General features: G+C 68.3%; 31 protein-coding genes, 1 tRNA gene and 1 riboswitch. Of the genes, 21 read left to right on the top strand and 11 right to left on the bottom strand.

What is annotated here, in order from left to right; genetic code table 11:
* Positions 1-22: 22 nt before the first annotated feature.
* Together BM150_RS21145 and BM150_RS21140 are read right to left on the bottom strand one after the other, a co-directional pair.
* Complete coding sequence (locus BM150_RS21145) at positions 23-691, bottom strand: ABC transporter ATP-binding protein (protein WP_092929322.1); 669 nt, start codon at positions 689-691, stop codon at positions 23-25.
* Positions 688-1,776: an ABC transporter permease gene (locus BM150_RS21140; RefSeq protein WP_092929320.1), complete on the bottom strand. Its 1,089-nt coding sequence runs from the start codon at positions 1,774-1,776 to the stop codon at positions 688-690. The genes BM150_RS21145 and BM150_RS21140 overlap by 4 nt, the downstream gene beginning before the upstream one ends.
* Positions 1,777-2,062: 286 nt before the next feature.
* Between BM150_RS21140 and BM150_RS21135 the strand changes: the two genes are divergently transcribed.
* The 3 genes from BM150_RS21135 (at position 2,063) to BM150_RS21125 (ending at position 4,695) form a co-directional block, all read left to right on the top strand.
* Positions 2,063-3,286: a sensor histidine kinase gene (locus BM150_RS21135; protein WP_245755652.1), complete on the top strand. Its 1,224-nt coding sequence runs from the start codon at positions 2,063-2,065 to the stop codon at positions 3,284-3,286.
* Positions 3,283-3,921 carry a response regulator gene (locus BM150_RS21130; RefSeq protein ID WP_092929318.1) on the top strand — a complete coding sequence of 213 codons (639 nt, stop codon included), beginning with the start codon at positions 3,283-3,285 and terminating at the stop codon, positions 3,919-3,921. Before BM150_RS21135 ends, BM150_RS21130 begins: the two co-directional genes overlap by 4 nt.
* A 171-nt stretch (positions 3,922-4,092) precedes the next feature.
* Positions 4,093-4,695, top strand: coding sequence for a hypothetical protein (locus tag BM150_RS21125; RefSeq protein WP_092929316.1), 603 nt, complete (start codon positions 4,093-4,095; stop codon positions 4,693-4,695).
* 122 nt (positions 4,696-4,817) lie between these two features.
* On the opposite strand, the gene BM150_RS21120 is transcribed toward BM150_RS21125, so the two are convergent.
* The 7 genes from BM150_RS21120 to BM150_RS21090 all read right to left on the bottom strand — a co-directional run bounded on the left by BM150_RS21120 (position 4,818) and on the right by BM150_RS21090 (position 11,632).
* Positions 4,818-6,257: an acyl-CoA carboxylase subunit beta gene (locus BM150_RS21120; RefSeq protein ID WP_092929314.1), complete on the bottom strand. Its 1,440-nt coding sequence runs from the start codon at positions 6,255-6,257 to the stop codon at positions 4,818-4,820.
* A 109-nt stretch (positions 6,258-6,366) separates the two neighbouring features.
* Complete coding sequence (locus tag BM150_RS21115; RefSeq protein ID WP_092929312.1) at positions 6,367-7,614, bottom strand: beta-ketoacyl-[acyl-carrier-protein] synthase family protein; 1,248 nt, start codon at positions 7,612-7,614, stop codon at positions 6,367-6,369.
* Complete coding sequence (locus tag BM150_RS21110) at positions 7,611-7,850, bottom strand: acyl carrier protein (RefSeq protein ID WP_092630548.1); 240 nt, start codon at positions 7,848-7,850, stop codon at positions 7,611-7,613. The genes BM150_RS21115 and BM150_RS21110 overlap by 4 nt, the downstream gene beginning before the upstream one ends.
* Before the next feature lie 70 nt (positions 7,851-7,920).
* The gene (locus BM150_RS21105) at positions 7,921-8,904 is read right to left on the bottom strand and encodes a beta-ketoacyl-ACP synthase III (protein ID WP_092929310.1); all 984 of its coding nucleotides are present in this window, start codon (positions 8,902-8,904) and stop codon (positions 7,921-7,923) included.
* Positions 8,901-9,848, bottom strand: a complete 948-nt coding sequence (locus BM150_RS21100; protein ID WP_175496951.1) for an ACP S-malonyltransferase — start codon at positions 9,846-9,848, stop codon at positions 8,901-8,903. The genes BM150_RS21105 and BM150_RS21100 overlap by 4 nt, the downstream gene beginning before the upstream one ends.
* Positions 9,849-10,061: 213 nt before the next feature.
* Positions 10,062-11,291, bottom strand: a complete 1,230-nt coding sequence (locus tag BM150_RS21095) for a PucR family transcriptional regulator (RefSeq protein WP_175496950.1) — start codon at positions 11,289-11,291, stop codon at positions 10,062-10,064.
* 77 nt (positions 11,292-11,368) lie between these two features.
* The gene (locus BM150_RS21090) at positions 11,369-11,632 is read right to left on the bottom strand and encodes a DUF3263 domain-containing protein (protein ID WP_092929306.1); all 264 of its coding nucleotides are present in this window, start codon (positions 11,630-11,632) and stop codon (positions 11,369-11,371) included.
* Between the two features lie 266 nt (positions 11,633-11,898).
* A riboswitch (FMN riboswitch) is annotated at positions 11,899-12,030 on the top strand.
* 85 nt (positions 12,031-12,115) lie between these two features.
* Between BM150_RS21090 and BM150_RS21085 the strand changes: the two genes are divergently transcribed.
* Entirely contained in the window at positions 12,116-12,775 is a 660-nt protein-coding gene (locus tag BM150_RS21085) for a nicotinamide mononucleotide transporter family protein (protein WP_092929304.1), read from the top strand.
* Positions 12,776-12,866: 91 nt separating this feature from the next.
* Here BM150_RS21085 and aceE read toward each other — a convergent pair whose 3' ends face one another.
* On the bottom strand, positions 12,867-15,641 hold the full coding sequence (gene aceE, locus BM150_RS21080) for a pyruvate dehydrogenase (acetyl-transferring), homodimeric type (protein ID WP_217641797.1): 2,775 nt from the start codon (positions 15,639-15,641) through the stop codon (positions 12,867-12,869).
* A 419-nt stretch (positions 15,642-16,060) separates the two neighbouring features.
* Between aceE and BM150_RS21075 the strand changes: the two genes are divergently transcribed.
* The 4 genes from BM150_RS21075 (at position 16,061) to BM150_RS21060 (ending at position 18,181) form a co-directional block, all read left to right on the top strand.
* Positions 16,061-16,498, top strand: coding sequence for a DUF3052 domain-containing protein (locus BM150_RS21075; RefSeq protein ID WP_092630533.1), 438 nt, complete (start codon positions 16,061-16,063; stop codon positions 16,496-16,498).
* A 103-nt stretch (positions 16,499-16,601) separates the two neighbouring features.
* Positions 16,602-17,066, top strand: coding sequence for a peroxiredoxin (locus tag BM150_RS21070; RefSeq protein WP_092929300.1), 465 nt, complete (start codon positions 16,602-16,604; stop codon positions 17,064-17,066).
* 46 nt (positions 17,067-17,112) lie between these two features.
* Positions 17,113-17,187, top strand: a tRNA-Val gene (locus BM150_RS21065).
* Between the two features lie 85 nt (positions 17,188-17,272).
* The gene (locus BM150_RS21060) at positions 17,273-18,181 is read left to right on the top strand and encodes a tyrosine-type recombinase/integrase (RefSeq protein ID WP_092929298.1); all 909 of its coding nucleotides are present in this window, start codon (positions 17,273-17,275) and stop codon (positions 18,179-18,181) included.
* 857 nt (positions 18,182-19,038) lie between these two features.
* Here BM150_RS21060 and BM150_RS21055 read toward each other — a convergent pair.
* Complete coding sequence (locus tag BM150_RS21055; RefSeq protein WP_092929296.1) at positions 19,039-19,437, bottom strand: helix-turn-helix domain-containing protein; 399 nt, start codon at positions 19,435-19,437, stop codon at positions 19,039-19,041.
* 168 nt (positions 19,438-19,605) lie between these two features.
* Between BM150_RS21055 and BM150_RS21050 the strand changes: the two genes are divergently transcribed.
* The 13 genes from BM150_RS21050 (at position 19,606) to BM150_RS21000 (ending at position 25,492) form a co-directional block, all read left to right on the top strand.
* Entirely contained in the window at positions 19,606-19,902 is a 297-nt protein-coding gene (locus tag BM150_RS21050; RefSeq protein WP_092929294.1) for a helix-turn-helix transcriptional regulator, read from the top strand.
* Positions 19,899-20,150: a hypothetical protein gene (locus BM150_RS21045; protein WP_092929292.1), complete on the top strand. Its 252-nt coding sequence runs from the start codon at positions 19,899-19,901 to the stop codon at positions 20,148-20,150. Before BM150_RS21050 ends, BM150_RS21045 begins: the two co-directional genes overlap by 4 nt.
* A 64-nt stretch (positions 20,151-20,214) precedes the next feature.
* Entirely contained in the window at positions 20,215-20,406 is a 192-nt protein-coding gene (locus BM150_RS23885) for a hypothetical protein (RefSeq protein ID WP_139219613.1), read from the top strand.
* On the top strand, positions 20,406-21,026 hold the full coding sequence (locus BM150_RS21040; RefSeq protein WP_092929290.1) for a hypothetical protein: 621 nt from the start codon (positions 20,406-20,408) through the stop codon (positions 21,024-21,026). The genes BM150_RS23885 and BM150_RS21040 overlap by 1 nt, the downstream gene beginning before the upstream one ends.
* Complete coding sequence (locus tag BM150_RS24280; RefSeq protein WP_175496949.1) at positions 21,023-21,160, top strand: hypothetical protein; 138 nt, start codon at positions 21,023-21,025, stop codon at positions 21,158-21,160. Before BM150_RS21040 ends, BM150_RS24280 begins: the two co-directional genes overlap by 4 nt.
* Positions 21,161-21,163: 3 nt before the next feature.
* Positions 21,164-21,556, top strand: a complete 393-nt coding sequence (locus tag BM150_RS21035) for a hypothetical protein (protein ID WP_092929288.1) — start codon at positions 21,164-21,166, stop codon at positions 21,554-21,556.
* Positions 21,556-22,047, top strand: coding sequence for a hypothetical protein (locus BM150_RS21030; protein ID WP_092929286.1), 492 nt, complete (start codon positions 21,556-21,558; stop codon positions 22,045-22,047). The genes BM150_RS21035 and BM150_RS21030 overlap by 1 nt, the downstream gene beginning before the upstream one ends.
* Positions 22,044-22,229 (top strand): hypothetical protein, encoded by a 186-nt coding sequence (locus BM150_RS21025; protein WP_092929284.1) that lies wholly within the window; start codon positions 22,044-22,046, stop codon positions 22,227-22,229. The genes BM150_RS21030 and BM150_RS21025 overlap by 4 nt, the downstream gene beginning before the upstream one ends.
* A 5-nt stretch (positions 22,230-22,234) precedes the next feature.
* A complete protein-coding gene (locus BM150_RS21020; RefSeq protein WP_092929282.1) occupies positions 22,235-22,690 on the top strand; it encodes a hypothetical protein in 456 nt (151 codons plus the stop codon).
* Position 22,691: 1 nt separating this feature from the next.
* A complete protein-coding gene (locus BM150_RS21015) occupies positions 22,692-23,459 on the top strand; it encodes a hypothetical protein (protein ID WP_092929280.1) in 768 nt (255 codons plus the stop codon).
* A gap of 8 nt (positions 23,460-23,467) precedes the next feature.
* Positions 23,468-23,764 (top strand): helix-turn-helix domain-containing protein, encoded by a 297-nt coding sequence (locus BM150_RS21010; protein ID WP_139219612.1) that lies wholly within the window; start codon positions 23,468-23,470, stop codon positions 23,762-23,764.
* Positions 23,703-24,740, top strand: coding sequence for an HNH endonuclease (locus tag BM150_RS24275; RefSeq protein WP_092929276.1), 1,038 nt, complete (start codon positions 23,703-23,705; stop codon positions 24,738-24,740). The genes BM150_RS21010 and BM150_RS24275 overlap by 62 nt, the downstream gene beginning before the upstream one ends.
* Complete coding sequence (locus BM150_RS21000; RefSeq protein WP_092929274.1) at positions 24,737-25,492, top strand: phage antirepressor; 756 nt, start codon at positions 24,737-24,739, stop codon at positions 25,490-25,492. The genes BM150_RS24275 and BM150_RS21000 overlap by 4 nt, the downstream gene beginning before the upstream one ends.
* The last annotated feature ends 17 nt before the right edge of the window (positions 25,493-25,509 follow it).

The following is a 25,509-nucleotide window of genomic DNA, read 5'->3' as shown; positions in this document are numbered from 1 at the left end:
CCACGCCCGGGCGCGAAACTCCTTACCCCGACAGTTTTCCGTCGTGTATCGCCACGGTCCGGTCCGTCTGCGCCAGGTGCTGGGTGTCGTGCGTGACCAGCACGGTGGCGACACCGTACTGCCGGGTCACGTCCCGGAGCAGTTCCACGATTCGCGCGCCGCGCTCCTGGTCCAGGGCGGCGGTCGGCTCGTCCACCAGCAGCACCTCGGGACGGGCCGTCAACGCCCGTGCGATGTTGACCCGTTGTCGCTCCCCGCCGGAGAGCCTGCTCGGCCTGCGGTGCTGCTTCCCCGACAGCCCCACCGTGGCCAGCAGCTGAACCGCCTTGTCCCGTGCCTTCCGCGCGGAACGCCCCCGCATGTGCTCGGTGACCTGCAGCTGTTCGACCGCCGTCAGCGATGCCACGAGGTTGTGCTGTTGGAACACGATTCCGATCCGGTTCAGCCGCAGCCTGCTCAGCGCCGCACCGTTCAAACCGGTGATATCCGTTTCGCCCACGTGGACCGAACCCGCCGTGGGCCGGACGAGCCCCGCAGCCACGGCGAGCAGGCTCGACTTGCCCGAGCCCGAAGGCCCGGTCACCGCCAGCAGTTCGCCGGGGTCGACTCGCAACGAAACCTCGTCCAGCGCGTGCACAGTTCGTTCCCCGTCGGGATAGGTCAGCCCGATCCCGTGCAGTCTCAGACTCATCGTCCAGCTCCCAACGCTGTCAGCGGTTCCACGGAAGTTATGCGGCGTACTGCCAGCGCCGCTCCGACCATGCCGAGCGCGATCATCACCAGCACCGGCACCAGCGTCGTGCGCGCGGTCAGTTCGAACGGCACCACCTCGCCCGCCGCGCTGCCCAGCGCGACGCCCGCCGCTCCGCCGAGACCGGCCCCGGCCAGCAGCACGATCAGCGACTGGGCCAGCGCGTCGCGCAGCAGGTACCCGGTGGAACCGCCGAGTGCCTTGAGCACCGCGACGTCACCGCTGCGCTGAATCGTCCACACGGTCAGGAACGCGCCGATCACCAGTGCCGAGATGGCGTACAGCAGTAGCCGCATCGTCAGCAGCGAGCCGTTCTCGGACGAGAACGAGCCGACGGCTTCCAGGCTGTCCCCGACGGTCGCCGAGAGCGTGTTCGCGGCCGAATCGGCCTCGGACAGCCGTGCGTCCGGTTCCGCCTCCACGCTCAGGACCGTGGCGAGCGGCGTTTCCGCTCCCGCGCTCCGCGCGGTACGCAGCTCCCGCCAAGTGTCCAATGTGGTCCAAATTACCGGGGTGTGGCTGTAGAACTCGTCCGAGGTGATCGCGCTCACCGGCAGCTCGCCCGCGGTGGTGGACAGTCGATCACCGGTGTGCAACCGCTGTTCCTCGGCGAGGGAACGGCTGATCACCACGGCCGAGTCGGATGTTCCTGTCGGTGCGGAGGGCGCGTCCGGTGGCAGGCCGAACACGGTGGCGCTCGCCTCGGAGCCGTTCGGGGTTCCCACGCGGGTGGTCGTTATTCCCAGCGGGCTCACTCGCCGCACGCCCGCCGTGTTCTCCCAGACAGCGCGTTGTCGCGGTGTCACGGTGCTGTCCGCGAAGGACTTCTCCGGTTGTTCGTCCCCCGCGCCACCGAACACCAGATGTGTGGCGGGGAGGTTTCTGACGGCCGATACCGACCGATCGGCCAGCCCCGAAGTGAGTCCGGAGAGCAGCACGATCAGCAGGGTGATCAGCGCTACGACCGAACCCATCAGCGCGAATCGCCCCTTGGCGAAGCGGATGTCTCGGATGGCGACGAACACGGGTCACTTCTCTCCTGGTGGTTGTGTCTGAACCGCTCCCCGGCGCTCGGGGCCGGGGACTGTCACCCACTCTCGCCGGCCCGCCCCGCGCCGCCATCGACATCGGGATCGATATCCGGGTGTCGTTCGGTCGAGGCGAAAGTCAATCGAACGATTGATGCCCCGGCCGGACAGCCGTGTGGAGACTGGTTCCGGGAGTCCCCGGGCGATTTCCGGGGCACACCCGAGCGGTGCTCCGCCGCCCGCGAACCGGCAGGGCCGGGCACCGAACCGCTAAGCTGCCGGAGTGGGAGGGAACGAGTCGTTGACCGGGCACGACCCCAGTGACTCCGTGGTGCTGCGTGTACTTCGCACGGCGCTGCACGCGGGTTTCTACCTGCTTCTCGCGGTCGCCGTCGCCCGGTTGTTCACCACCTCCCAGCCCCGGGGCGTCATGATGTTCGCGCTGTTCGGGGTGCTCGCGCTGGCGGTGCTCTACGCCGTGGGAGCGCTACCTCGCCGCGTTGCCTACAACCGGCGGACCGCTTTGCTCTGGCTGGCCTGCGTGACGGCGCTCTGGGCCGCCCTGCTGGCTGTCAGCCCGGATTTCTCCTGGATAGCCTTCCCGCTGTTCTTCCTGCACATGCATCTGTTGCGCGGTCCGCACGCCGTCGTGGCCGTGGTCGTCGTGACCGGGCTCGTGATCGCCACCCAGCTGGCGCACGCCGACGAGTTCAGCGTCGCCGTGGTCTTGGGGCCGAGCCTTGGGGCAGGATTCGCGGTCCTCGTGGCCTGGGGATACGCGGCCGTCCACCGCGAGAGTCAGCAACGTCGTCTGCTGATCGAGGACCTGCGACGGACACGCTCCCAACTGGCCGTCTCCCAGCACGAAGCGGGCGTCGCCGCCGAGCGGGAACGTCTCGCGGGCGAGATTCACGACACGATCGCACAGGGGCTTTCCAGCGTCGTGCTGCTGCTGCGCGCCGCCGAGGCCGCGTTGCCCGCCGGAGCCGACACCGCACGCGGTCATCTCGTGGAGGCTCGTGACACCGCTTCCGAGAATCTCGCCGAGGCGCGCGGACTGGTCAGCGAGCTCGGTCCGCCCGCGCTGAGCGAAGCCGGGCTCGCCGATGCGCTGCGCAGGCTGTGCGAGCGCGTCGAACGTGAGTCCGGACTGCGTTGCCGGTTGCGGCTCGACGGAACCGCTCTCGGTCTGCCTGCCGACTACGAGGTGGCCCTGCTGCGCGCCGCTCAGGCGAGTCTGGCCAACGTGGTGCAGCATGCCGGGGCCGACTCGGCGACCGTCACGCTCGGATACCTGCGGACCGAGGTCACGCTGGACGTCTACGACGACGGTGCCGGTTTCGACCCGGAGTCTCCGCGTGCTCCGCGCCCGGACGGCAGCGGCTTCGGACTGCGATCGCTGCGTGAGCGGATCGAGCGGTTGGGCGGTGTGTTCGAACTTGAGAGCACCGGCAGCGGAACCGTCGTGGCGATCAGGCTTCCGCTGCGCGAGGAGGTGAGTCGGTGAACGAGCCGCTGCGGTTGCTGCTGGTCGACGACCATCCCGTCGTCCGCCGCGGTCTTCGCGCCATGTTCGACGAACGTTCCGACATGCTGGTGGTGGCCGAAGCGGGCGACGGTCGTGCGGCGCTGGACGCACTGGCGGACACCAGCGTGGACGTGGTGCTGATGGACCTGCGCATGGGGAGTGGCACGGACGGCGTCACCGCCACGGGGCGGATAACGGCCCTGCCCGATCCGCCCGCGGTGCTGGTGCTCACCGTCTACGACACCGACGCCGACATTCTGGCCGCGGTGGAGGCAGGAGCGACCGGGTACATGCTCAAGGACTCCCCACCGGAGCAGCTGGCCCAGGCGGTCCGTTCGGCGGCGCGGGGTGAAACCGCACTCGGCCCGAACGTCGCTGCCCGGCTGTTCGAGAGGCTGCGCGGCCCCGAGGAGGCGTTGAGCCCGCGCGAGGTGGAGATACTCCGGATGCTCGGACAGGGACTGTCCAACCGAGCGCTCTCCCGAGAGCTGTTCATCAGCGAGGCGACCGTCAAGACGCATCTGGTGCACATCTTCGACAAGCTCGGGGTGGACAACCGCACCGCGGCGATCACCACCGCCATCCAGCGAGGAATCATCCGCCCCACCCCGTAACCGGACTTTCCCGGGCCGAAGCGGGCGGCGATTTCGCGAGAAACCGACGCCGCCTCGACGCCGTCCGGCGGATCCTCTCGACGTTTCGTGAGCGGGTGACTCCGCACGGCAGGCTCCCACCGGTGTCGGTGTGGATCGAGCGGTGATTTTCCCGTATGGCACGCTCGTGGTGTGCCGTCGAAATCCGTGTCCTCCGAGCGAGGGCTGTTGCTGTGGGCGCTCCCGGTAACCGCGGTGGCCCTGCTCGGTGCGGTCGCAGCCGGTTTGTTCGCGCGGAACGTCTACGGCGACGTGGCGCAACGTGCCGAACCGGTTCCCGAGAGCTCCGCGTCGCCCACTCCGGAGGGCGATCCTCCCGGCACTCGAAGGGTCGCCCTGAGCGAGGGTGCCCGGCGGCATCCGGACGCCGAGGCCGTGCAGCAACTGCTGCAACGTCACTTCAACGCGATCAACAAGGACAAGTATTACCTGTGGCGCAGCACCGTGGTCCGCGCCAAGCGGATCAACCAGCCCTATGAACAGTGGCAGGACGAGTACCACAGCACCGAGGACGGAACGGTCGTGATCCACCGGATCGTGCCGGGACCCGAGGCCACGATGCGGGTGGTCATGTCCTTCATCAGTACGCAGGATCCCGCCGACGCGCCGAAGTCGATGCCCGCGGGGTGTCTGCGCTGGCGGGTCGTCTACCGGATCGTTCCCGTATCGGAAGGATTACGGCTGGGGCAGGGACTGCCGGACAGTTCGTTGTCGAAGCGCTGTGCCGAAAACTGATCAGCACTGTTCGCCGCGCGGGTCGTCGCTACCTCCCGACGTCGGACACCCGGAGCGGAGCCGGCGGGCGACCCCGCCGCGCGAGTAGCTCGACGACCCGAGCGGAAAACTTCGGTGAGCACTCACAGCGGAATGTTGCCGTGGGAGCCGCGTCGCGGTTCGGCCTCGTTCAGTGCCTCGGCCAGCCGTGCTCGGGTGTCAACGGGATCGATCACCTCGTCGACCACCCCGATCGCCTTGGCACGGTCCACACCGCCCGAGACCCGCTGGTGCTCCTCGGCCAGCCGGTCCTGCAGCGCCTCCCGCTCCTCCTCGGGAGCGGCCGCGATCTCCTTGCGGTGCAGCACGCCCACCGCCGCGCGGGCTCCCATCACCGCGATCTCGGCCTCCGGCCAGGCCAGCACGGTGCCCGCACCCAGTGAGCGGGCGTTCATGGCGATGTAGGCACCGCCGTAGGACTTGCGCATTATCAGGGTGACACTCGGAACGACCGCCTCGCCGAAGGCGTGCAGCAGCTTGGCGCCCCGGCGCACCACCCCGCCCCATTCCTGGTCCACGCCCGGCAGATAGCCGGGAACATCGACCAACACGACCAGGGGAACACCGAACGCGTCGCACATCCGCACGAAACGGGCCGCTTTCTCGGCGGACAGCGAGTCCAGGCAGCCACCCTTGCGGATCGGGTTGTTGGCCAGTACGCCCACTGCCCGTCCACCGAGCCTGCCCAGGCCGGTGACCATGTTCGGCGCCCATTCGGCCTGCAGTTCCTCGAAGACGGCTTCCCCGGAGACGTCGGTGTCGAGAATTCGCCGGATCACCGGTTTGACGTCGTAGGCCCGCCGTGCCGTGTCGGGCAGCAGCGCTCCCGGATCCTCACCGCGGGCCTCGACGGTGTCGAGATCGAAATCGCCCTGGTCGGCCAGCAGACCTGTCACCCGACGGGCACGCTCGTAAGCGTCCGGTTCGTCCGAGGCGACCACGTGCACCACGCCCGACTTGGTGCCGTGGGCATCCACACCGCCGAGCCCCTCCTGGTCGATCTGCTCACCGGTCACGCTGCGCACCACGTCCGGACCGGTGACGAAGACCCGTCCGGACGGCGCCATGATGACCACGTCCGTCAGCGCCGGACCGTAGGCCGCACCACCCGCGGCGGGCCCCAGCACCACCGATATCTGGGGCACGCGTCCCGAGGCCCGGATCATCGCCGCGAACACCTGACCGACCGCGTCCAGTGCCTCGGCGCCCTCGGGCAGGCGCGCGCCACCCGAGTGCCACACACCCAGCACCGGGCATCCCTCGGCCACGGCGGCGTCGATCGCGGCGACGATGCGGGAACACCCCGCACTGCCCATCGCCCCACCCTTGACCGTTCCATCAGTGCAGTAGGCGATGACGGGTGAGCCGCCGATACGGCCGCGCACCGCCAACACTCCGCTGTCGTCCCGCTCGTACAGCGCGACGATCGAATCGGTGTCCAGCAACTGCGACAACCGCAGCTCGGGGTCGCGGGGATCCCAGTCTGTCCCCGATGTTTCGGAATGAGACGCCACTGCTGTCACGGGATTCTCCGATATCGAAAGTGGGGCGGTGTCAGGTTCGGGAATCGTCGTCACCCTGGTTGCCGGTGACGTGGTCGGTGGAGTGTCGGCCGCCACGCTCGTGGTGACATCAACTCCTGGTGAATGCCAGTGCGACGTTGTGGCCACCGAACCCGAAGGAATCGTTGACCGCGGCCGCCGCGTTCGTCTCGCGAGGTTCGCCCGAGATCACTTCGAGTTCGACCTTGGGATCGGGGTTCTCCAGATTTCGGGTCGCCGGAACCACGCCGTGATACAGCGACAGGATCGTGACGATGCTCTCCACCGCGCCCGCTCCGCCGACGAGATGCCCCAGGGCACCCTTCGGGGCTGTCAGCACCACGTCGTCGCCCAGCGCCTTGCGGACGGCGGTGGCCTCACCCACGTCGCCGACCACCGTGGAGGTGGCGTGCGCGTTGACGTGCCCGATGTCCGTGGTCGACAGTCCGGCGGTTCCGATGGCGGTGTTGATCGCGTTGATCTGCCCGAGACCGTCGGGATGGCTACCCGTGATGTGGTAGGCGTCGGCGGTGATGCCCGCCCCGGCCAGCCGTCCGTAGATCCTGGCACCGCGCGCCGCCGCGTGCTCGGCACTCTCCAGCACCACGACACCGGCACCCTCGCCCATGACGAAGCCGTCCCGGTCGACGTCGAACGGGCGGGAGGCCCGCTCCGGCTCGTCGTTGCGGGTGCTCAGCGTGCGCGACTGCGCGAAGCCCGCCACCGTGATCGGGTGGATGCACGCTTCCGCTCCGCCGGCGACGACCACGTCGGCCCGTCCGGAGCGGATCATGTCCATCCCGGTGGCCAGCCCCTCCGAGCCCGAGGCGCACGCCGCGGCCGGGGTGTGCACTCCGGCGCGTGCCCTGAGTTCCAGGCTCACGTGCGCGGCGGGCCCGTTGGGCATGAGCATCGGGACCGTCAGCGGTGAGACCTTGCGCAGCCCCTGGGACTTCAACGTCTCGTGCTGATCCAGCAGTGTCAGCGGACCGCCGATGCCGGTCCCGATGGCGACGCCGAGCCGCTCGGGATCGACGGGCTCCGCGTCCTCGGAGGGAAGTTCGAAGCCCGCGTCACTCCACGCCTGGTGTGCCGCGATCAGAGCGATCTGTTCGCAGCGGTCCATGCGCCGCAGCCGGACCCGGGGCAGCACCTCGTTGGGCTCCACCGCCAGCGGAGCGGCGATCCGGCTGGGCAGCTCGTAGGTGTCCACCCAGTCGGCTTCGATCGTGCGGGTGCCGCTGGCGCCGTTCAGCAAACCGTCCCAGGTGGACGCGACGTCCCCGCCGAGCGGAGTCGTCGCGCCCATCCCGGTGATCACAACGTCCTTGGTCGTCATGCGTTCTTGACGATGTAGTCAACCGCATCGCCCACGGTCTTGAGGTTGGCCAGTTCATCGTCGGGGATCTTGACCCCGAACTTGTCCTCGGCCTGGACGGCGATCTCCACCATGGACAGCGAGTCGATGTCCAGGTCGTCGACGAAGGACTTCTCGACGGACACTTCCTCAGCGTCGACCCCTGCGACCTCTTCGACGATGCTCGCCAGGCCCGAAGTGATTTCCTCGTTCGTCACGTTCGTTTCCTTCCTGCTTCGATTCGCTCGACGTCGTCGGCCGGCGCGTGCCGACCGGTTCTTCGTCCGGTCACGGACAAATGATCACCTGGCCGCCGTAGGACAGTCCCGCCCCGAAGCCGACCAGTAGCAGCACGTCACCACTGTTGATCTCTCCTGTCGATCGCATGTGATCGATCGCAAGTGGGATCGAGGCGGCCGACGTGTTGCCGGAATGCACGATGTCACGAGCCACGACGAGATCGTCACGGGCTCCCTGTTGCCGCAGTTTCTTCGCCACGGCCTCGACGATTCGCAGGTTGGCCTGGTGCGCGACCAGAGCATCCACATCGGACAGCCGCAGTCCCGCCTGTTCCACCGCTCGCGCTGCTACCGGCGCCACCTCCGATGTGGCCCAGCGGAAGACGGTCTGCCCCTCCTGGTAGATGTAGCGGTTCTCCCGCAGGTAGATGGTGTCGACCATGTCACCGGCACTACCCAGTGCGGCCGGGCCGATGGCGGGTTCCTCGGCCGGTCCCACGACCGCTGCGCCCGCGCCGTCGGCGAAGATGATGCAGTTGGCCCTGTCCTCCCAGTCCAGCCATTCCTGGAACCGTTCGGCACCGATCACCAGCACGCGGTGCGCCGAACCACCACGGATGAAGTCGGAGGCGGTGCTGAGGGCGTAGCAGAATCCCGCACAGGCCGCGTTGAGATCGAACGCGCCGGGAGCCGTTATCCCGATCCGGTCGGCCACCTGGGCCGCGGCGTTCGGGATGGGGCCGGGCATGGTGCAGGTCGCGATGATGACCTGATCCACATCGGCGGGGGACAGCCCCGCGTCGGCGACGGCCTTCGAACCCGCCTCCACCGCCATGCTCACGACCGTCTGGTCGTCCTCGCCGAGCCTGCGGCTGACGATCCCCACCCGTTGCTGGATCCACTCGTCGTTGGTCTCCACGTACTGGGTCAGGTCGTCGTTCGTGACGACCCGGTTGCCCTGCGCGCTGCCGAAGCCGAGGACCCGGGTGGCCGCGGGGCCACTGGTCTGGCGCAACGTCGAAGGTTTGCTCACGAATCGCTCCCGGAGTCGGCCCGGCCGTGTTCGGCCAGTACTTCCGCGACCTTGTCCAGGTCGGCGGGGGTTTTCAGTGACACCGTCTTGGTGCCCTTGAGGTCACGGCGAACCATGCCCGACAGGGTTCCCGCAGGCGGGAACTCGATCGTGGCGGTGATGCCGAGCTCACCGAGAGTGGCCATGCAGGAGTCCCACCGCACCGGCCGAACGACCTGTTCGACCAGCCGGTGCAGGATCTCGTCCCCATCGGTGACCGCCGTGCCGTCGGCATTCGACAGCATCGCACGTCCGGCGTTCGACACGGAAAGCTTGTCCCCGTGCACCCGCAGCGCCTCCCGCGCGGGCGCCATGAACTCGGTGTGGAACGCACCGGCCACGGCCAGCGGTCGCACCCTGCTGTTCTCCGGCGGGTTCTCGGCCAGCTCCGCCAGCGCCTCTTCACGGCCCGCGGCGACGATCTGGCCCGCCCCGTTGCGGTTGGCCGGCCGCAGTCCGAGCTGGTCCAGCCGGTCCAGCACCTCGTCCTGATCGCCACCGAGAACCGCCGACATCGAGGTCGGCTCCGCGGCGCAGGCGGCGGCCATCTCCCTGCCGCGTATCGCCGCCAACGACATCGCGTCCTCGAAGCTGAGCACACCCGCGATGGCCGCGGCCGCGAGCTCGCCCACCGAGTGCCCGGCCACCGGTGCGTCGAGCGGCAGCTCGGGGTGGCGTCGCCACATCTCCTCCGCCGCGAGTAACGTGCTCGCCACCACGAGTGGTTGGGTGACAGCGGTGTCCTTTATCTCTTCGGCGTCGGCCGTGGTGCCGAGTCTTACGAGGTCGAGACCGGTGGCCTCGGACCACTCGGTCAGCCGTCGCTCGGTTCCGTCCAGTTCCAGCCACGGTTGGAGCATGCCGGGCGTCTGGGCGCCCTGGCCGGGGGCTAGCAGCGCGATCACACTCTTCACTGAACACGTCGCAGCCGGGGTGACGTGATGCTGACATCAACTAAGTCAATGTCGATTTTTTGTGGAAACCCTACAAAGGGGTATCCGCCGATGGTGCTAACCGGTCACGGCAACCCTTGTTGATTGTGACCGGTGAGTGACCACCGGATCAACCGTGCGTTCCGCCCGGCGGCGAATGTGGCCCCGGTCCCGTCGCCGCACGGCTCACCACACCCCGCGCGACCTGGCCAGCCTGCCCACCCCGAGCGCCACCCGCAGGGTGTGCGCCCCGCGCGGATTGGACGGGCTGCGCCCGGTCACCTCGGATATCCGGCGCAACCGGTAGCGAACCGTGTTGGGGTGCACGTACAGCTTCCGTGCGCAGCTCTCCAGCACACCTCCCACCTCCAGGTAGGTGTCCAGCGTCTCCAGCAGCGTGCCGCCCGACTCGTTCAGCGGTGACACGATCGTTTCCACCAGCAGCCGTTCCGCCTCCTGGTCACCCGCCAGCGCCCGCTCCGGAAGCAGATCCTCCGAAGCCACCGGTCGAGGTGCCTCCGGCCAGGCGACCACGGCACGCAGTCCCGACATGGCGTCCTCCGCCGACCTGTGCGCCTCGGCCAGACTGGGCACGGTCGGCCCGATAACCACCGGACCCTCCTCGAAGGCCTCGGCGATGGTGCTCGCCGGATCCCGCACGGCGCGTCCGTCCGATGCCTCGCCGAACACCACCACCAGTCTGCTGCCCTGCACGACGAGCAGTACCGACCTGCCCGCGCGGGCGGCTCTGCTGCGTACCTGGTAGACGATCGTCGGCGGGTCGTCCGACGGCGCGCTGCCGACCATCACCGTGGCCTCCGAGGACGGTTCCCAGCCCAGCGCCGCCGCGCGGGAGAGCAGCGACTCCTCCGTGTCGCCCCGGACGATCCCGTCCACCACCAGCGCTTCCAGTCGCGCGTCCCAGGCGCCGCGGGCTTCCGCCGCGGCCGCGTACGAGGTCGCGGCGGCGAACGCGATCTCCCGGGTGTAGCGCAGGATCGACTCCGTGAGCAGGATCCGCTCCCGCTCGTCCTCGGCCAGGTCGGGCAGCTGTTGCTCGAAGACGTCGATGGCGGTGCGCACCATCTCCAGCGTCTGGCGCAGGCTGATCCACCGGGACAGATCCCTGGGGGCCGCCCGGAACGCCTCGGCGGTGAGCCTGATGGACTCGGAAGGGTCCTGCAGCCAGGAGACGAAGTTGGACACCCCTGTCTGGGTCACCAGCAGTATGTTGGAGCGCTGATCGGCGGGAAGCCGGGAGAACCACGTCAGCCGATCCTCCATGGCGGTGATACTGGCGGTGGCCAGTCCCCCGGAAGCACGCTCCAGCTTGCGCAGGGTCCTGCCCGACAACTCGGTGCGTTCGGTCTTCGACACGTTCGTGTCGTGGGTTTCCGGTTCACTGCCACCCGCCATGTCGCCAGCTTCGCACACCGCTCGGTTCGCACGACGTGGTCAGGTGGCCCGTTCGCCGGGCGGAGCGGGGGAGGCGGTCAGGAGGGGGTTTCGGGTCCTCTCGTGCCGGTTCCGCCGGCGTCGTCCCGCTGCGCGATCCGGCCGTCCCGGACTCGTAACAACCTGTTGACCAGGGCGGGGGAGGTGGCCAGTGTCTCGGGGTCGTCCAGCAGCCGGTTCAGCCGTTGGTAGTAGCGGATGGCGGACAGCCCGAACCGCTCCTGGATGAGCCGTTCCTTGGTTCCCGAGTGCCGCCACCACTCGTTCTCGAAGGCGAGAATCGCCCGGTCGGTGTCGTTCAACCTGACTCTCCCTGGAGACGAGATGGCGGCGAGCTCCACTGGCCCGGTGAGCTCCACGGGCGGAGTGAAGCGTGGGGATTTTCTCCGGCGGCTCACGGGCCGTCGCCACGACGCGATCACCGGGTGGGCGCGGTGCATCGGTCCGCCGCCAGTCTACGCCTGGGGGCGCGGGGCCCCGACAACGCGAACGGTTCACGGTGTTCCACCGCACACTCCGATCTTGGAAGTGGCCGGGGAGCGTCGTTGTTGTCCACGAAGAGCGAAACGTGCGCTCCGGGGCTCGGTGAAAGTCCGAACCGGCGGTGACAGTCCGCGAACCGTGTTCCACTCCTGGTGGATCGGCCGATCCGGTGAAACTCCGGAACCGACGGTGAAAGTCCGGATGGGAGGAAGCGCACGCCGACCGCGCTCGGCCCTTGGTGCCGCGCGGTTCGGTGTCGCTGCCCCTCGCGTCCCCGAAGGACGTCTCGGAAGGAGTGGGCAGTGCGGACGATCGCCGAGTGGTTGCTCAGCAGCGGTGTCGTCGTTCTCGGACAGTCGATTTCCTGGGCGGAGCTGGTCGGTCAGCTGTGCGCGCTGGCGGTGGTCTTCCTCGCGCAGCGACGCACCCTGGCCACGTGGCCGGTGCAGATCCTGGCCACCCTGCTGCTGTTCGCGGTCTACGCCGCCGCGGAGCTGGGTGGCATGGCCTTCCGGCAGGTCGTGATCATGTCGATCTCGGTGTACGGCTGGGTTGCCTGGTACCGCCACCGCGACGCGGTGCACGGCGTGATCGTGCGCCGTGGCACGGCCGGTGAGCGGTGGAGCCTCCTGGCGGCGCTGCTGCTGGGCTCCGCCGTGTTCGGCGCGCTGCTGCGGGTGCTGGACGCCTCCTGGGCGCCCTGGCCGGATGCCTGGATCTTCGTCGGCACCGTGGTGGCCTTCTGGGCCCAGGGGCGGGGACTGCTGGAGTTCTGGCTGATCTGGCTGGCCGTGGACGCGGTCAGCGTGCCGTTGCAGCTGGCGTCGGGCCTCTGGTTCAGCGCGGTGATCTACCTGGTGTTCGCGGCGCTGGTGCTGCACGGCTGGTTCAGCTGGCGGCGCACCGCCCGGCGGCATCGCGACCGATCGGATGCCGGGCACGAAACCCTGTCGACAGGGTGAGTCGGCCGCCGCCGCTTCGGGTGAATCGTGCTGCTCCGGTGGGTGCCACGGGCGGCGGTCGGATCCGCACCGCCGCCCGTGCACACGCGGCTCAAGCGTCGCCGGACTCCGAGGTCTGCGGACCGGCCGCCCGCACGTCGTCGATCCGGTAGCGGGCGGCTGCCTCACTCACCCTCGACCGGTCGATCTCCCCGCGCCGCGCGAGCGCGGCGAGCGTCGCCACCACCGTCGACTCGGCGTCCACCAGGAAGACCCGCCGCGCGGCCGGACGCGTGTCGGAGAACCCGAAGCCGTCCGCGCCGAGCGTGGTCATCTCCCCCGGCACCCACGGGCGGATCAGATCCGGTACGGCACGCATCCAGTCGCTGACCGCCACCACCGGCCCCGATTCGGGGCGCAGCGCGCGGGTGACGTACGGCTCGCGCCGCTCGGCGTCCGGGTGAAGCAGGTTGTCCCGGTCCACCGCCTCCGCCTCACGACGGAGTTCCGTCCAGGACGTCGCCGACCACACGTCGGCCGCCACGCCCCACTCGGTGGCGAGCATCTCCTGTGCGCGCAGCACCTCCGGCATGGCCACCCCGGAGGTCAGCAGCTGTGCCCGGGGGCCTGGGCCCTCCGCGCGGTTGTAGCGGTACAGGCCGCGCAGCAGGCCGTCGACGTCGATCCCCTCCGGTTCGGCGGGCTGCTGGTAGGGCTCGTTGTAGACGGTGAGGTAGTAGAAGACGTTCTCCGGCCGTTCCCCGTACATCCGGCGCAGTCCGTCGCGGACGATGTGGGCGAGCTCGAACGCCCAGGCGGGGTCGTAGGAGACCACTCCCGGATTGGTGGCCGCCAGCAGCTGCGAGTGGCCGTCAGCGTGCTGCAGCCCCTCGCCGACCAGGGTGGTACGCCCAGCGGTGGCTCCGAGCAGGAAACCCCGCGCCATCTGGTCGCCCGCGGCCCAGAGGCCGTCGCCGGTGCGCTGGAACCCGAACATCGAGTAGAAGATGTATACCGGGATCATCGGTTCGCCGTGGGTGGCGTAGCTCGTCCCGGCCGCGGTGAACGAGGCGACCGAGCCCGCCTCGTTGATCCCCTCGTGCAGGATCTGGCCCTGGTCGCTCTCCCGGTAGGCCAGCATCAGCTGGTAATCCACCGGCGTGTAGGTCTGGCCCGCCGGGTTGTAGATCTTCTGGGAGGGGAACATCGAGTCCATCCCGAAGGTGCGCGCCTCGTCGGGAATGATCGGCACCAGCCGCGGCCCGATCTCGGGATCCTTGGCGAGGTCCTTGAGCAACCGCACGAACGCCATCGTGGTCGCCACTTCCTGCTTGCCCGAGCCCTGGCGCACCACGTCGTAGACCTTGTCGCCGGGCAGCACCAGCGGTTTGGCCGGTGTGCGGCGTTCCGGCAGGTAGCCGCCCAGCCTGTTCCGGCGCTGCCGCAGGTACTGGATCTCCGGGGCGTCCTCCCCGGGGTGGTAGTAGGGCGGCAGGTAGGGATCCTGCTCGAGCTGGGCGTCCGAGATCGGGATGCGCAGGCTGTCCCGGAACAGCTTCAGGTCGTCCAACGCCAGCTTCTTCATCTGGTGCGTGGCGTTGCGGCCCTCGAAGTGGGCTCCGAGCCCGTAGCCCTTGATGGTCTTGGCCAGGATGACCGTGGGCTGACCGTGGTGCTCCATCGCCGCCTTGTAGGCCGCGTAGAGCTTGCGGTAGTCGTGTCCACCCCGGCGCAGGCCCCAGATCTGGTCGTCAGTGAAGTTCTTGACCATCTCCTTGGTGCGCGGGTCCCGTCCGAAGAAGTGCTCGCGCACGAACGCGCCGTCGTTGGCCTTGTAGGTCTGGTAGTCCCCGTCCGGGGTGGTGTTCATCAGGTTGATCAGCGCGCCGTCCCGATCGGCGTGCAGCAGGGAGTCCCACTCGCGTCCCCAGACGACCTTGATCACGTTCCAGCCGGCGCCGCGGAAGAACGCCTCCAGCTCCTGGATGATCTTGCCGTTGCCCCGGACCGGGCCGTCCAGCTGCTGCAGGTTGCAGTTGACCACGAACGTCAGGTTGTCCAGTCCCTCGTTCGCCGCCACCTGCAGCATGCCGCGTGACTCCGGCTCGTTCATCTCGCCGTCGCCCAGGAAGGCCCAGACGTGTTGGTCGCTGGTGTCCTTGATGCCGCGGTCGCGCAGATACCGGTCGAACCTCGCCTGAAAGATCGCGTTCATGGGCGAGAGGCCCATCGACACCGTGGGGAACTCCCAGAACCCCGGCATCAGACGCGGGTGCGGGTAGGAGGGCAACCCGCCTCCCGGGCCGGCGTGGGAGTACTCCTGGCGGAACCCGTCGAGCTGGTCGGCGGACAGGCGGCCCTCCAGGAAGGCCCGCGCGTAGATGCCGGGGGAGGCGTGCCCCTGGATGTAGAGGTGGTCACCGCCGCCGGGGTCGTCCTTGCCCCGGAAGAACCAGTTGAACCCGACCTCGTAGAGGCTCGCGGAGGAGGCGAAGGAGGAGATGTGCCCGCCCACGCCGATGCCGGGGCGCTGGGCCCGATGCACCATCATGGCGGCGTTCCAGCGCATCCAGGCCCGGTAGCGGCGCTCGGTCTCCTCGTCACCGGGGAACCAGGGCTCCAGCTCGGTCGGGATCGTGTTGACGTAGTCGGTACCGGTCAGCGAGGGCACGCCCACCCCGGTCTCGCCCGCGCGCTGGAGCAGCCGCAGCATCAGGTACCGGGCCCGCTCCTTACCCGCGACGGACAGCACCGAGTTGAACGACTCCAGCCATTCCTCGGTCTCCTCCGGAGCGATGTCCGGGATGTGCGAAGCCAGACCGTTTCGAATCACCCGCACACGTTGTGGGGAGTTCGCGCCACCGGTCTCGTTGTTGTGCGGGGTCAAGGGGTCTCCTGAGGACGTCGTGCGCGTGCTCGCCGGAGGCTCGCGATCCGGCAGCCTCATCGTCTCCCATCGTGCTGCACGGATGCGAACCGACACAGTTACCACTCGGTACGAACACGACCCGGGTTGTGTGGTGGCCGTAGTACCGTCAGTCTCGTGGCGTGACTCGTAACGAACAACGCGAACATCGCTTCGATTTCGCGGGCGCGCGCTCGCGCGGGAGGCCGGTGTCGTCCCCGAAAGCGGGGGCGGATGCTGTTCGCTGTTCGGTCACTGTCAGTGTTGATACGTCGTATCGTGCGATCTGCGGTTGCGTTGATGCCCGTCGACGGTGTTCGCTTACGGCAAGATCGTGCAAACTTGTCTCGTGCGTCGGGTGAACCACCCGCGCACATGAGAATTGGAGGAGTGAGAAAGCCGTGGTCGCCGCGGAAGACGCCGGTAGGAACGAAACCGACGTCGCCGAGAAGCTCGATATCGAGCCAGACATGGTGGTGCAGGAGATCGGCTGGGACGAGGATGTCGATGACACCGTCCGAGAAGCGATCGAGCAGCGTTGCGGAGGCGAACTGCTCGACGAGGATGCCGACGAAGTGGTCGATGTCGTCTTGCTGTGGTGGCGTGACGAAGACGGCGATCTCACGGACACACTTCTCGACATCATGGCGCCACTGGCCGAGGAAGGCGTCATCTGGGTGATGACGCCCAAGACCGGCCTCGATGGGCACGTCGAACCCAGCGACATCGCCGAAGCAGCCGCCACTTCCAACCTCGCACAGACCTCCAACCTGAGTCTCGGCGACAAGTGGACGGGAACCAGGCTGGCCTATCGCAAGCCCGCCAAGACCAAGCGGTGACGACTCCTACGCGCCGGTAACCGGATGGCTGCCGGTGCGCTCGTCGTACCGATCGGTGTAGGTTCGGCGCCGGAAAGCTGTCGTCGAACAGAAGGGTGGGCGCATGACGCTCGAGGTCGGTGCCACAGCGCCGGACTTCACGTTGCCGGATTACAACAAGGAGAAGGTGTCGCTGTCGGATTTCCGCGGCGACAAGAACGTGTTGCTGGTCTTCTACCCGTTCGCCTTCAGCGGTGTCTGCCAGGGCGAGCTCTGCCAGGTCCGCGACGACCTCGGTGATTTCCAGAACGACCGTGTCCAGGTGCTCGGAGTCTCGGTCGACTCCTCGTTCGCCCTGAAGACTTGGGCGGAGCAGGAGGGCTACACCTTCCCGCTGCTGTCCGACTTCTGGCCGCACGGTGAAGTCGCCAAGGCTTACGGAGTCTTCAACGAGCAGGCGGGCATGGCCAATCGGGGAACCTTCCTCATCGACACCGAGGGCAAGGTTCGATTCGCCGAGATGAACCAGCCCGGTGAGCCTCGTGACCAGGACGCCTGGCGAAAGGCGCTCGCGGAAGTATCCGCGTGACACCTCGCGATGGCCGACCTGTAGGATACGGGTCGGCCATCGGCGAGGGCGCATAGCTCAGCGGAAGAGCACCTGCCTTACAAGCAGGGGGTCGCTGGTTCGATCCCAGCTGCGCCCACCATGCCCCATCTGACCAGCGAAAATAATTGTCGGCTCGGAATTCGTGTCCGTTGCACAGCGCACAGCGACACGATAATTTCGCCCCCATGCGAGAGCACTGGGACGACCTCATCCGCGACTTCGGCAAGACTCTGCGACGAGAGAACAAAGCCGCCAAGACCAGCGAGACCTACCTGGCTGCGGTGCGAAGTCTGGTCGACTACCTCGAGGAGCAGCACCAGCTCCCTGCCGTCGACGCGATCACCCGTCGCGAGATCGGCGACTGGATCACCCACCTGCTCGAGACCCGCTCGGCGGCCACGGCCAACGTGCGCTACCGCTCGCTGCAGCAGTTCTTCAACTTCCTACTCGACGAGGAAGAGATCGGTTCCCATCCGATGGCGCGGATGAAGCCTCCGCACGTTCCCGAAACTACCGTGCCGGTGCTGCCACTGGAGACGGTCAAGGCACTACTCAAGCAGTGCGACGGTAAGGACATGATCAACCGCCGTGATGCCGCGATCATCCGACTGCTCATCGACACCGGAGGGCGACTGTCCGAAGTCTCGCGCATCACCCTCGACGATCTCGACCTGGACCAGGACCAGGTGATGGTGCTCGGGAAAGGGCGGCGGCCACGGATGCTGCCGATCGGATCGAACACCTCGCTGGCACTGTCGCGCTACATCCGGGTGCGCGCCAAAGACCGCTTCGCGAGCCGAACGTCTGCGGTGTGGTTGGCTGAGAAGAACAAGGGGCCGCTCACCGATAACGGCATCAAGCTCATGCTGCGCCGTCGCGGCCGCGCCCTGGATTCGCCGATCCAGAACCTGCACGCCCACCAGTTCCGCCACACCGCCGCCCACGAGTGGCTGGCCGCCGGCGGCAACGAATCTGATCTCATGCGCCTGATGGGGTGGCGCTCGCCGCAGATGCTGCGCCGTTACGGCGCGTCCCTGGCCGACGAGCGCGCCCGCGAGGCACACCGCACCATGGCGTTGGGAGATCGCATCTAAGCGTCGAAAAGATCGTCCAAAACGTCGGCTGCTTTACGGGCAATTTCCCCGAGACTGTTCATTCCCGCGTTCAAGACACACACCGGAGCATTCGGATTGTTGATGCAATTGTGTTCGTGGGGGTCTTCTTCGGCTGGGGGAGTGGGAGATTCCTCGTCCCCCTCCTCGGGAGCCGGCGGAGTGGTGGGCTCCGGTTCCTGAGTGTGCTGCGGCGGATCTGGCACCGGAGAAGGAAGGTCGGTTTCCGAAGAAGGCGGATTGTTCTGTATAGGAGGGGCTGCGGTATCCGAGGCGGTCTCGGGTGCCGATGATGTGGACCGGGGCGGTGCGCTGGGCGTGGACGTCATCGTGTCCGATCCCGCAGGCTCCGGGGAGAGGGATGGCACGGGGGACGTGGGTACGGACCTGGGGGAAACAGGAGCGGCGAGGTCGGGCTCGTCTGCGGTGTAGGGCAGGCTGATCACCGCCACGACGGCTGCTGAGGTCATCAGGCCCGCGGCCGCCGTGGTAGTGGGGGACTGCTGCCCGCGGTGGAGACAGGTACTGGCCGCAGCGACCAGCGCCCCGAGTAGCGTTTTTCCGCCCTGGATCACCCGGAGATGCGGTGCGCGTCGCTGTGCGGGCACGTGCGCGTCGAGCTCGTCCGATGTGGTCGATGCCAATGTGGTCTCAGCTAACAGTCTGGCTGTTTCGTGGCCACTGATCCGTCGTTCTGCTCGACGCGCGCACCGTAGTGCGATACCGGCTAGGACGAGCGCCGCTACCGCAATCACTATTGGTAAAACGATCGTCAACACGCGGTTATCTTTTCCCATGAGGCCGCGTGATCACATTGTTTTTTTCGAACTGTGACCTGGTTACATTACCCGCGTGTGGTTGGGTGGCTGCTGTTCGTCTTCACGACGCGCCCGGTACTGATAGATGTAGGACCATCGCATGTCCTCCGACAGATCGGTGATCGCCCAGATCTGCCGTTCGACGTCATCCCGAAGTGCGGGGCCAGCTCCAGTCTGGGCCTCGTCGGTCAGCGTCGGTTCGCCCCCGGAGATGACCTCTTCGGCGCTGCCCGGTGCCCACCCGAGAGCAGTCTCTATCTTGTAGAGACTGGTAGCGCTGACGCGTTCCCCGGACTCCAGCGAGTCAGCCGTCCTCTTGCCGATGCCGGCGGCCTGAGCCAACGCGCGTCGGCTCGCCATGCCGAGGTCGATCCTGCGTCGGAAGACTGCGGACCCGAGTCGCTTCCTGCCCGTGCTCACTGGTGCATGGTTTCGCACTTTGGGGCGTGTATTCAAAGCGTGACCCGGAGGTCTGTTATCCCGTGGCGCATTAGTTCGCATTGTTTCGCACTATATAGGGTCCCCTTACTCTGATCAATGGTGCGCGTTGGGTTGACTTAATGAGCCCAACTTGCATAGTCTTGCGACATGCCGAAAGCAGGACCGCGACTACGCCAGGTGCGCTACGAGCTCGACCTATCGGCGGCCGATGTCGCCGCCCAGGTGCGGATCACCGAGGGCGCTGTACGCAACGTGGAAAACGGGAGCACCAAGGCCTCGATGCGGCTGTTGCATCGTTTCGCGCGGTTGTACGGGGTGCCCGTGGACGAACTCATCGCCATCGGCAGCGATGAGGGTCCTGACCGCCCCCCGGGGCATCCCCCGGGTCCGCGTCGTCCGGAGCCGAGCCGGCCTCCCCGTGATGAGACGGCGGTGTCGGCATGACCCCAGAACAGCGAGCCCTCCGCGCCCGGATCGGGGCGCACGCCTCCTGGGCCAACACCAGCGACCGGACCGCGCGGACTTCCACCGCTCGCCGGACGTTTCTCGAACGCTTCGAGCAACAGGTCGATCCGGCCGGCGAACTGCCTGAGCAGGAACGCCTGCAGCGGGCCACCTCCGCCCGCAAGGCCTACTTCGCGCAACTGGCCGCGCGCTCAGCCGACGCGCGCAAAAAGCGCAAATCCAGCTGACCCACAAAAACGGGGCCGCCCGGGCAGGGGCGACCCCACATCACCGGAAGAGATGAGGTCTCCGATGACCATGTTCCAGACTACCGCCCCTGGTGGGGCGTGGCGGCAGCCGACTGCGGCTCCGCCGATCCCGTTGTACGGCGTCGAGTGCTCGATGTGCTGGCGTCCGGCCGTCTATGTCGATCGGTCACGTCGGGTGCACCACGCCAACGCGGACTACGTCTGCGTGCTGCCGCGGGTGGAGGTGTCCGACTGATGACCACCACTGATCAGACCACCGAGCACGAGCAGCTGCGCCAGCGGCTGTGTGCCACGTTGGAACTTTCAGCGAACACTGACGTCGACGCGCTTGTGCGGATCGTCTCCGACATCGCCGCGACCCGCACGGCGCAGAACCAGCTGATCGCCACCGATCGGCAGCGGGCCGAGACCGCGGCCGGGCTGCGGCTGGAGCTGCGGGAGGTCCGCCGGCGGGCCGGCAGTTGGTTCCACGTGGCCAAGTACTTGGTGCGTCAGCGCAACCGCGCTCGGGAGCAGCGGGACGCGGCTCGTGACCAGCGCAACCAGGCGTGCCGCGGCACCGCGGCCGCGTTCGAGCAGGCTGCCGAACTCCGCGCCGAGCTCACCGAGACCCGAAAGCGCCTGGACCGGGTGGGGCAGCAGCGGGACCTGTGGGCCGCGGCCGCCGACGAACACCAGCAGCGGGCCGACCGGGCCGAGCAGCGGGCTCGGCAGTTCCGCGCCGAACGGGACGGGGCCCGGCAGCGGGCTGAGGCGCTGCATCTCTCGCTCACCGCCGCGCTGGGGCGGGATCCCGATAGCCCCCGCGTCCTGGATCGACTGCGGCGTCTGGTGCGCCGCGGGGCGAGCGGATGAACCGGCGCGCCGGGCTGGTCGGGGTGGTGGTCGGCGCGTGCGTCGGCCTCGCCCTGGCCGCCCTGATCCCCCGCCTTCCCGACGACATCCGGTGCCCGTACTGCGGGCAGACCCACCACCCGGAGGAGCACTGACTGATGACCGACATCACCACCGGCCCCGTTGTGGCCGGAATTGATCTGACCTCGGCGCTGCAGTCGGCCGCAGCCGAGCTGCCCGCCCCCGACGAGTTCGACGACACCAGCGACTACCTCGAGGCCCTGGCGCTTGGGATGCACGCCCAGCTGCTCGGCCCCGCCGAGGATCACCCGATGGTGCTGGCCCCGAGCCTGCCGAACCAGGTCGGAAACGAGGGCTTCGCCGAGTGGCTGATCGAGCAGGGGCGCATGGCGGTGCTGGTCGATGACCAGGCGATCAGCCTGATCGCGTCCGCGCTGACCCACGAGATGACCGCCGATGCCGCCCGGGATGCGGCCCGGGCGCTGCTGGCCGCAGCCAACCACCACGACGTGCACTGGGGGAATTCCTGATGGCGGAGACACCCCGCGCCAGCGACCTGCGGACCTACCTCGACGGGTTCGAAGAGCGCCTGGCCACCCAGCTCGGCCAGAACGTCACCGAGCTGCGCGCCAGTTCCCCGGAGCTGCTCGCACCGGTCGACGGGCTGCGGGCCGTGCTCGAGGTGCACCGTCCCCACACCGCTGGGCTGATCCGCCGGTGCCGCCACTGTGGCGGGCAGGCGTGGTGGCCGTGCCCCACGGTTTCGGCCGTGATGGACGCTTTCGGATTCGGGCTGCCGGAACCGGCATCTTCGGACGTCGCGGCCCCATCGCCGACGGGGCCAGCGGCAGAGACACCGATCGACCTCGACGCGGCCCGCCAGCGTCTGTCCGCCCAGACGATCCGTATCCGGCTCGACGACGACGCCGCGCTCGCGTGGCGCATGGGAGAGATCGAACTCGCGGCCCGCGCCACGATGGACAAGCTCAGCCGCGGGGAGCTGCGGGGTGACCCGTCATGACCCGCGCCCTACTGGTCCTCGCTCTGGCCCTGGCCATGCTCGTACCCGCCGTGCTCCTCGCCAGCGCCGCGCTCGACCTGTCCCTGATCGCCGACCAGGCGCTCGGATGGGGCGCCGCGGTCACCGCCGGAGTGGCCGGGCTCCGCGAACTACGCCGAACGATCGGAGGCACGCCGCAATGACTGCAATGACTGCTCTGTACTGGACCATCTATGCCGAGGCTGACCCGTGCGCCCTGGAGCGGTGCGGCGGTGAGCACAACACCGAACGCGGCATCTGGATGCAGACCATGAGCAGCGCAGTACACGCCGTGATTGACCTGCACGTTCCGACCGACGACGGCCGCTACTGCGACGCGTGCGGACTGGACCGCGACGAGGGACCGACCCCGTGGCCCTGCCCCACGGTGCGCGCCATCGCCGACGCGCTGCTGATCGGCACCGAGGAGGACGGGCAGTGCCCCTCCTGCGACCAGCACGGCTCACCCCACCGGTGCACGTGGGGCGTGCGCCTTGACACCACCACCGATGGCGATGGTCGCTCCACCCGACTCATCGTGCAGCCCGCCGACGGGTCACACGTGGCCTCCGAGGATGTCGAGTGGCTGTGGCAGCTCGTCAATGGATACAAGGGAGGGGAATGAGTTGAGCACCATCACTGTGTCCACAGCGGACCTGCTGCAGCTGTTGAGCGACTTGTCGCAGACCGCGACCGCGGACCCGGACGCCGGGGCGATCGCCGGCGTGTTGCTGCACACCGAGACCGGTGCGCTCGACGACGAACCGGGTCGCACTGAGCTGCTGGTGGCCACGAGCACCACGGGTCAGGTGGTTGGCCACGCCCACATCCCGTGTGAGGGCAGCATCCCGGTGCCGATGCTGTGCCCGATCGACGCGGTCAAGTCGGTCATCAGCGTGTTCAAGCCGGCGGTCAAGGCCAACAAGCAGCACCACGTGACCCTCCGACGGGAAGGGTTCAGCGTCACCGTGTCCGAAGTGGCCGATGCCGCTTTGTTCGAAACCGAGGATGCTCCGGAACGGCTCACGTTGAGCTTTGGGTTGGGCAACCCGGCCGACTTCCCGTACGTGTGGCCGCTGCTGGTGCCACACACCGAATCACCGGTGCTCGACCACGAGTCCGGACAGAGCATTCCTGCGGTGCCGCGGGTGGATCTCACCCACCCGGCGGTGACCCCGTTTGCGCGGGTGGCCCGATCGAGGGGCGCGCCGATCGAGCTGTACCCGTATCACCAGCGTCGCGCCGTGCACGTTCAGATCGGCACCCGCTACCGCGGGGTGCTCGTGCCGAGCAGCTACGACGACGCCGCGCTGGCCCGCCAGCCGGAGCAGGTGGCCCCGCCGGCCGACATCTACGCCCCCGAACGGCACTTCTTCGAGTCGGTCCGCCCATGACTCGTCCGGTGACCAGCCCGCACGCGATCGAGGCGTGCCTGCGGGGCAGCGAGCCCGCCGAGGCGCTGTCCACCACGGATCGCGAGCACCTGGTGCGCCGCTGCTGCGAGGCCGGCTGGACTGATGCCGAGATCGCGGCCCGCACGGGCATGACCACCTACACCACCGCCCGCATCCGCACCCGGCTGGGACTTCCGGCCGGGTGCGGGTGCGCCGAGCACGACGACACGGAGACCCCACCGGATGCCCTGGCTGCGACTGGACGACGTCGGCTACGACGACCCACAGGTACGCGCGGTGGGTAACGCCGCCTACGGCGCCCTGACCCGGTTGCGGCAGTACGCCTCGGCCCAGCGCACCGACGGCTGGATCCCTGCCAGCAAAGCGAAGGAGATCGCCTCGCGGGCCGAGTTGCGCGCGCTGACCACCGTCCGCGTCGGCGACGGCCCTCCGATGTTGCACAGCCCGGGCGACGACTGCGAGTGCCTCGAGTCGGTGACCTGGACGGCCGAGCAGGGCGGCTACTGGGCGCACGGTCACCTGGACCGCAACCCGAGCCGGTCGGAAAACGACGTGCACAAGGCCAAGCAGCGCGAACTCAAGGACAAGGAACTCCGCCACGCGGTGAAATCCCGCGACGGGGACCGGTGCCGTTACTGCAGCCGCATTGTCAAGTGGGCCGACCGCAAGTCCGCCTCCGGCGGGGTGCTCGACCACGTCGACCCGACCGTGGCTGGCGGCGCAGAGAACTTGGTGGTGGCCTGCCGCGGCTGCAATTCCCACAAGCGCGACTGCACGCCGGCGGCCGCCGGGATGGACCTGCTGCCCCCACCGGGCGCAGACCCGGATCCGACCCACGCCGAACCCACGCCGGATCCACGCACCACCCACGCAGAACCCGGATCAGACCCGGATCCGACCCGGGCCAGATCCGACACCGGGACCGCGACCACTCCGGAGACCGACTCACCTCCGAAACCGGACGTGACCTCGGATCCCACCCCGGAGCCGCACCCCGTCACGTCCGGAACCGACATCCAGACCACGACCACAGGTGCGACCCAGAACGCAATGACTGTCGGGACGGGACGGGGCGGGCCGGGCACAGGTACCGGCACAGATCGACCACGGGCCCCCCGAGCCGGAGACGCCGGCCCCACCGGACGCAGACCGACTACTGGCCCCGCCACGACACCCCGCAGCCAACTGGGACCGAACCCCTACCTCCGCACTCCCAACCCAGCCGCAGGAACAGCAACCGAAGGAGGAATGCCCCGATGACCGAGCTGGTCCCCTTCACCTACGGACACCACCAGATCCGCACTCTCAGCCGAGACGGTGAACCCTGGTTCGTCGCCACAGACGGATGCCGCGTGCTCGACATTCGCAACGTCGCGCAGGCCGTAGGGCAGCTCGACGACGATGAGGTATCTACTACATATGTCACCGACAGTAGTGGTCGGCGACAGCAAGAGACCTACATCGTCAACGAACCCGGGCTGTACTCGCTGATTCTCCGGAGCCGCAAGCCAGAGGCACGGGAGTTCAAGCGTTGGGTCACCCACAGCGTGCTTCCGCAGATTCGCCGCACCGGTCGCTACGAGCTCGCCGAGCAGCCGCAGGTGCCGCAGTCCTACGCCGCGGCGCTGCGGGCCCACGCCGACGCAGTCGAAGCCGCCGAGGCCGCCGAAGCTCGGGCCGCCGGGCTTGAGCCGGACGCCCGGTCGTGGCAACAGCTGGCCGAGGCCCACGGCGACCACTCGGTGCGCGAAGCCGCCCAGGCCCTCTCCCGCGCTGGGATCCGCACCGGGCAGAACAGGCTGTTCGCGTCCCTGCGGGATATGGGCTGGATCGACCGGAGCGGCCGCCCGTATCAGTCCCATGTGGACGCCGGGCGGGTCACGCTGCGCACCACCAGCTACACCCACCCGCACACCGGAGAGCCGACGCTGTCGGCCCAGGTGCGCATCACCCCGACGGGGCTGGCCGCGCTGCGCGAGGAGCTCGGCGAGCACCAGGCCGCCCTCCTCTGATCTTCCGGAAGGACTTC

Source organism: Actinopolyspora alba (assembly GCF_900112765.1).
Lineage (GTDB): Bacteria > Actinomycetota > Actinomycetes > Mycobacteriales > Pseudonocardiaceae > Actinopolyspora > Actinopolyspora alba.
This window is presented reverse-complemented; position numbering and strand designations above follow the sequence as displayed.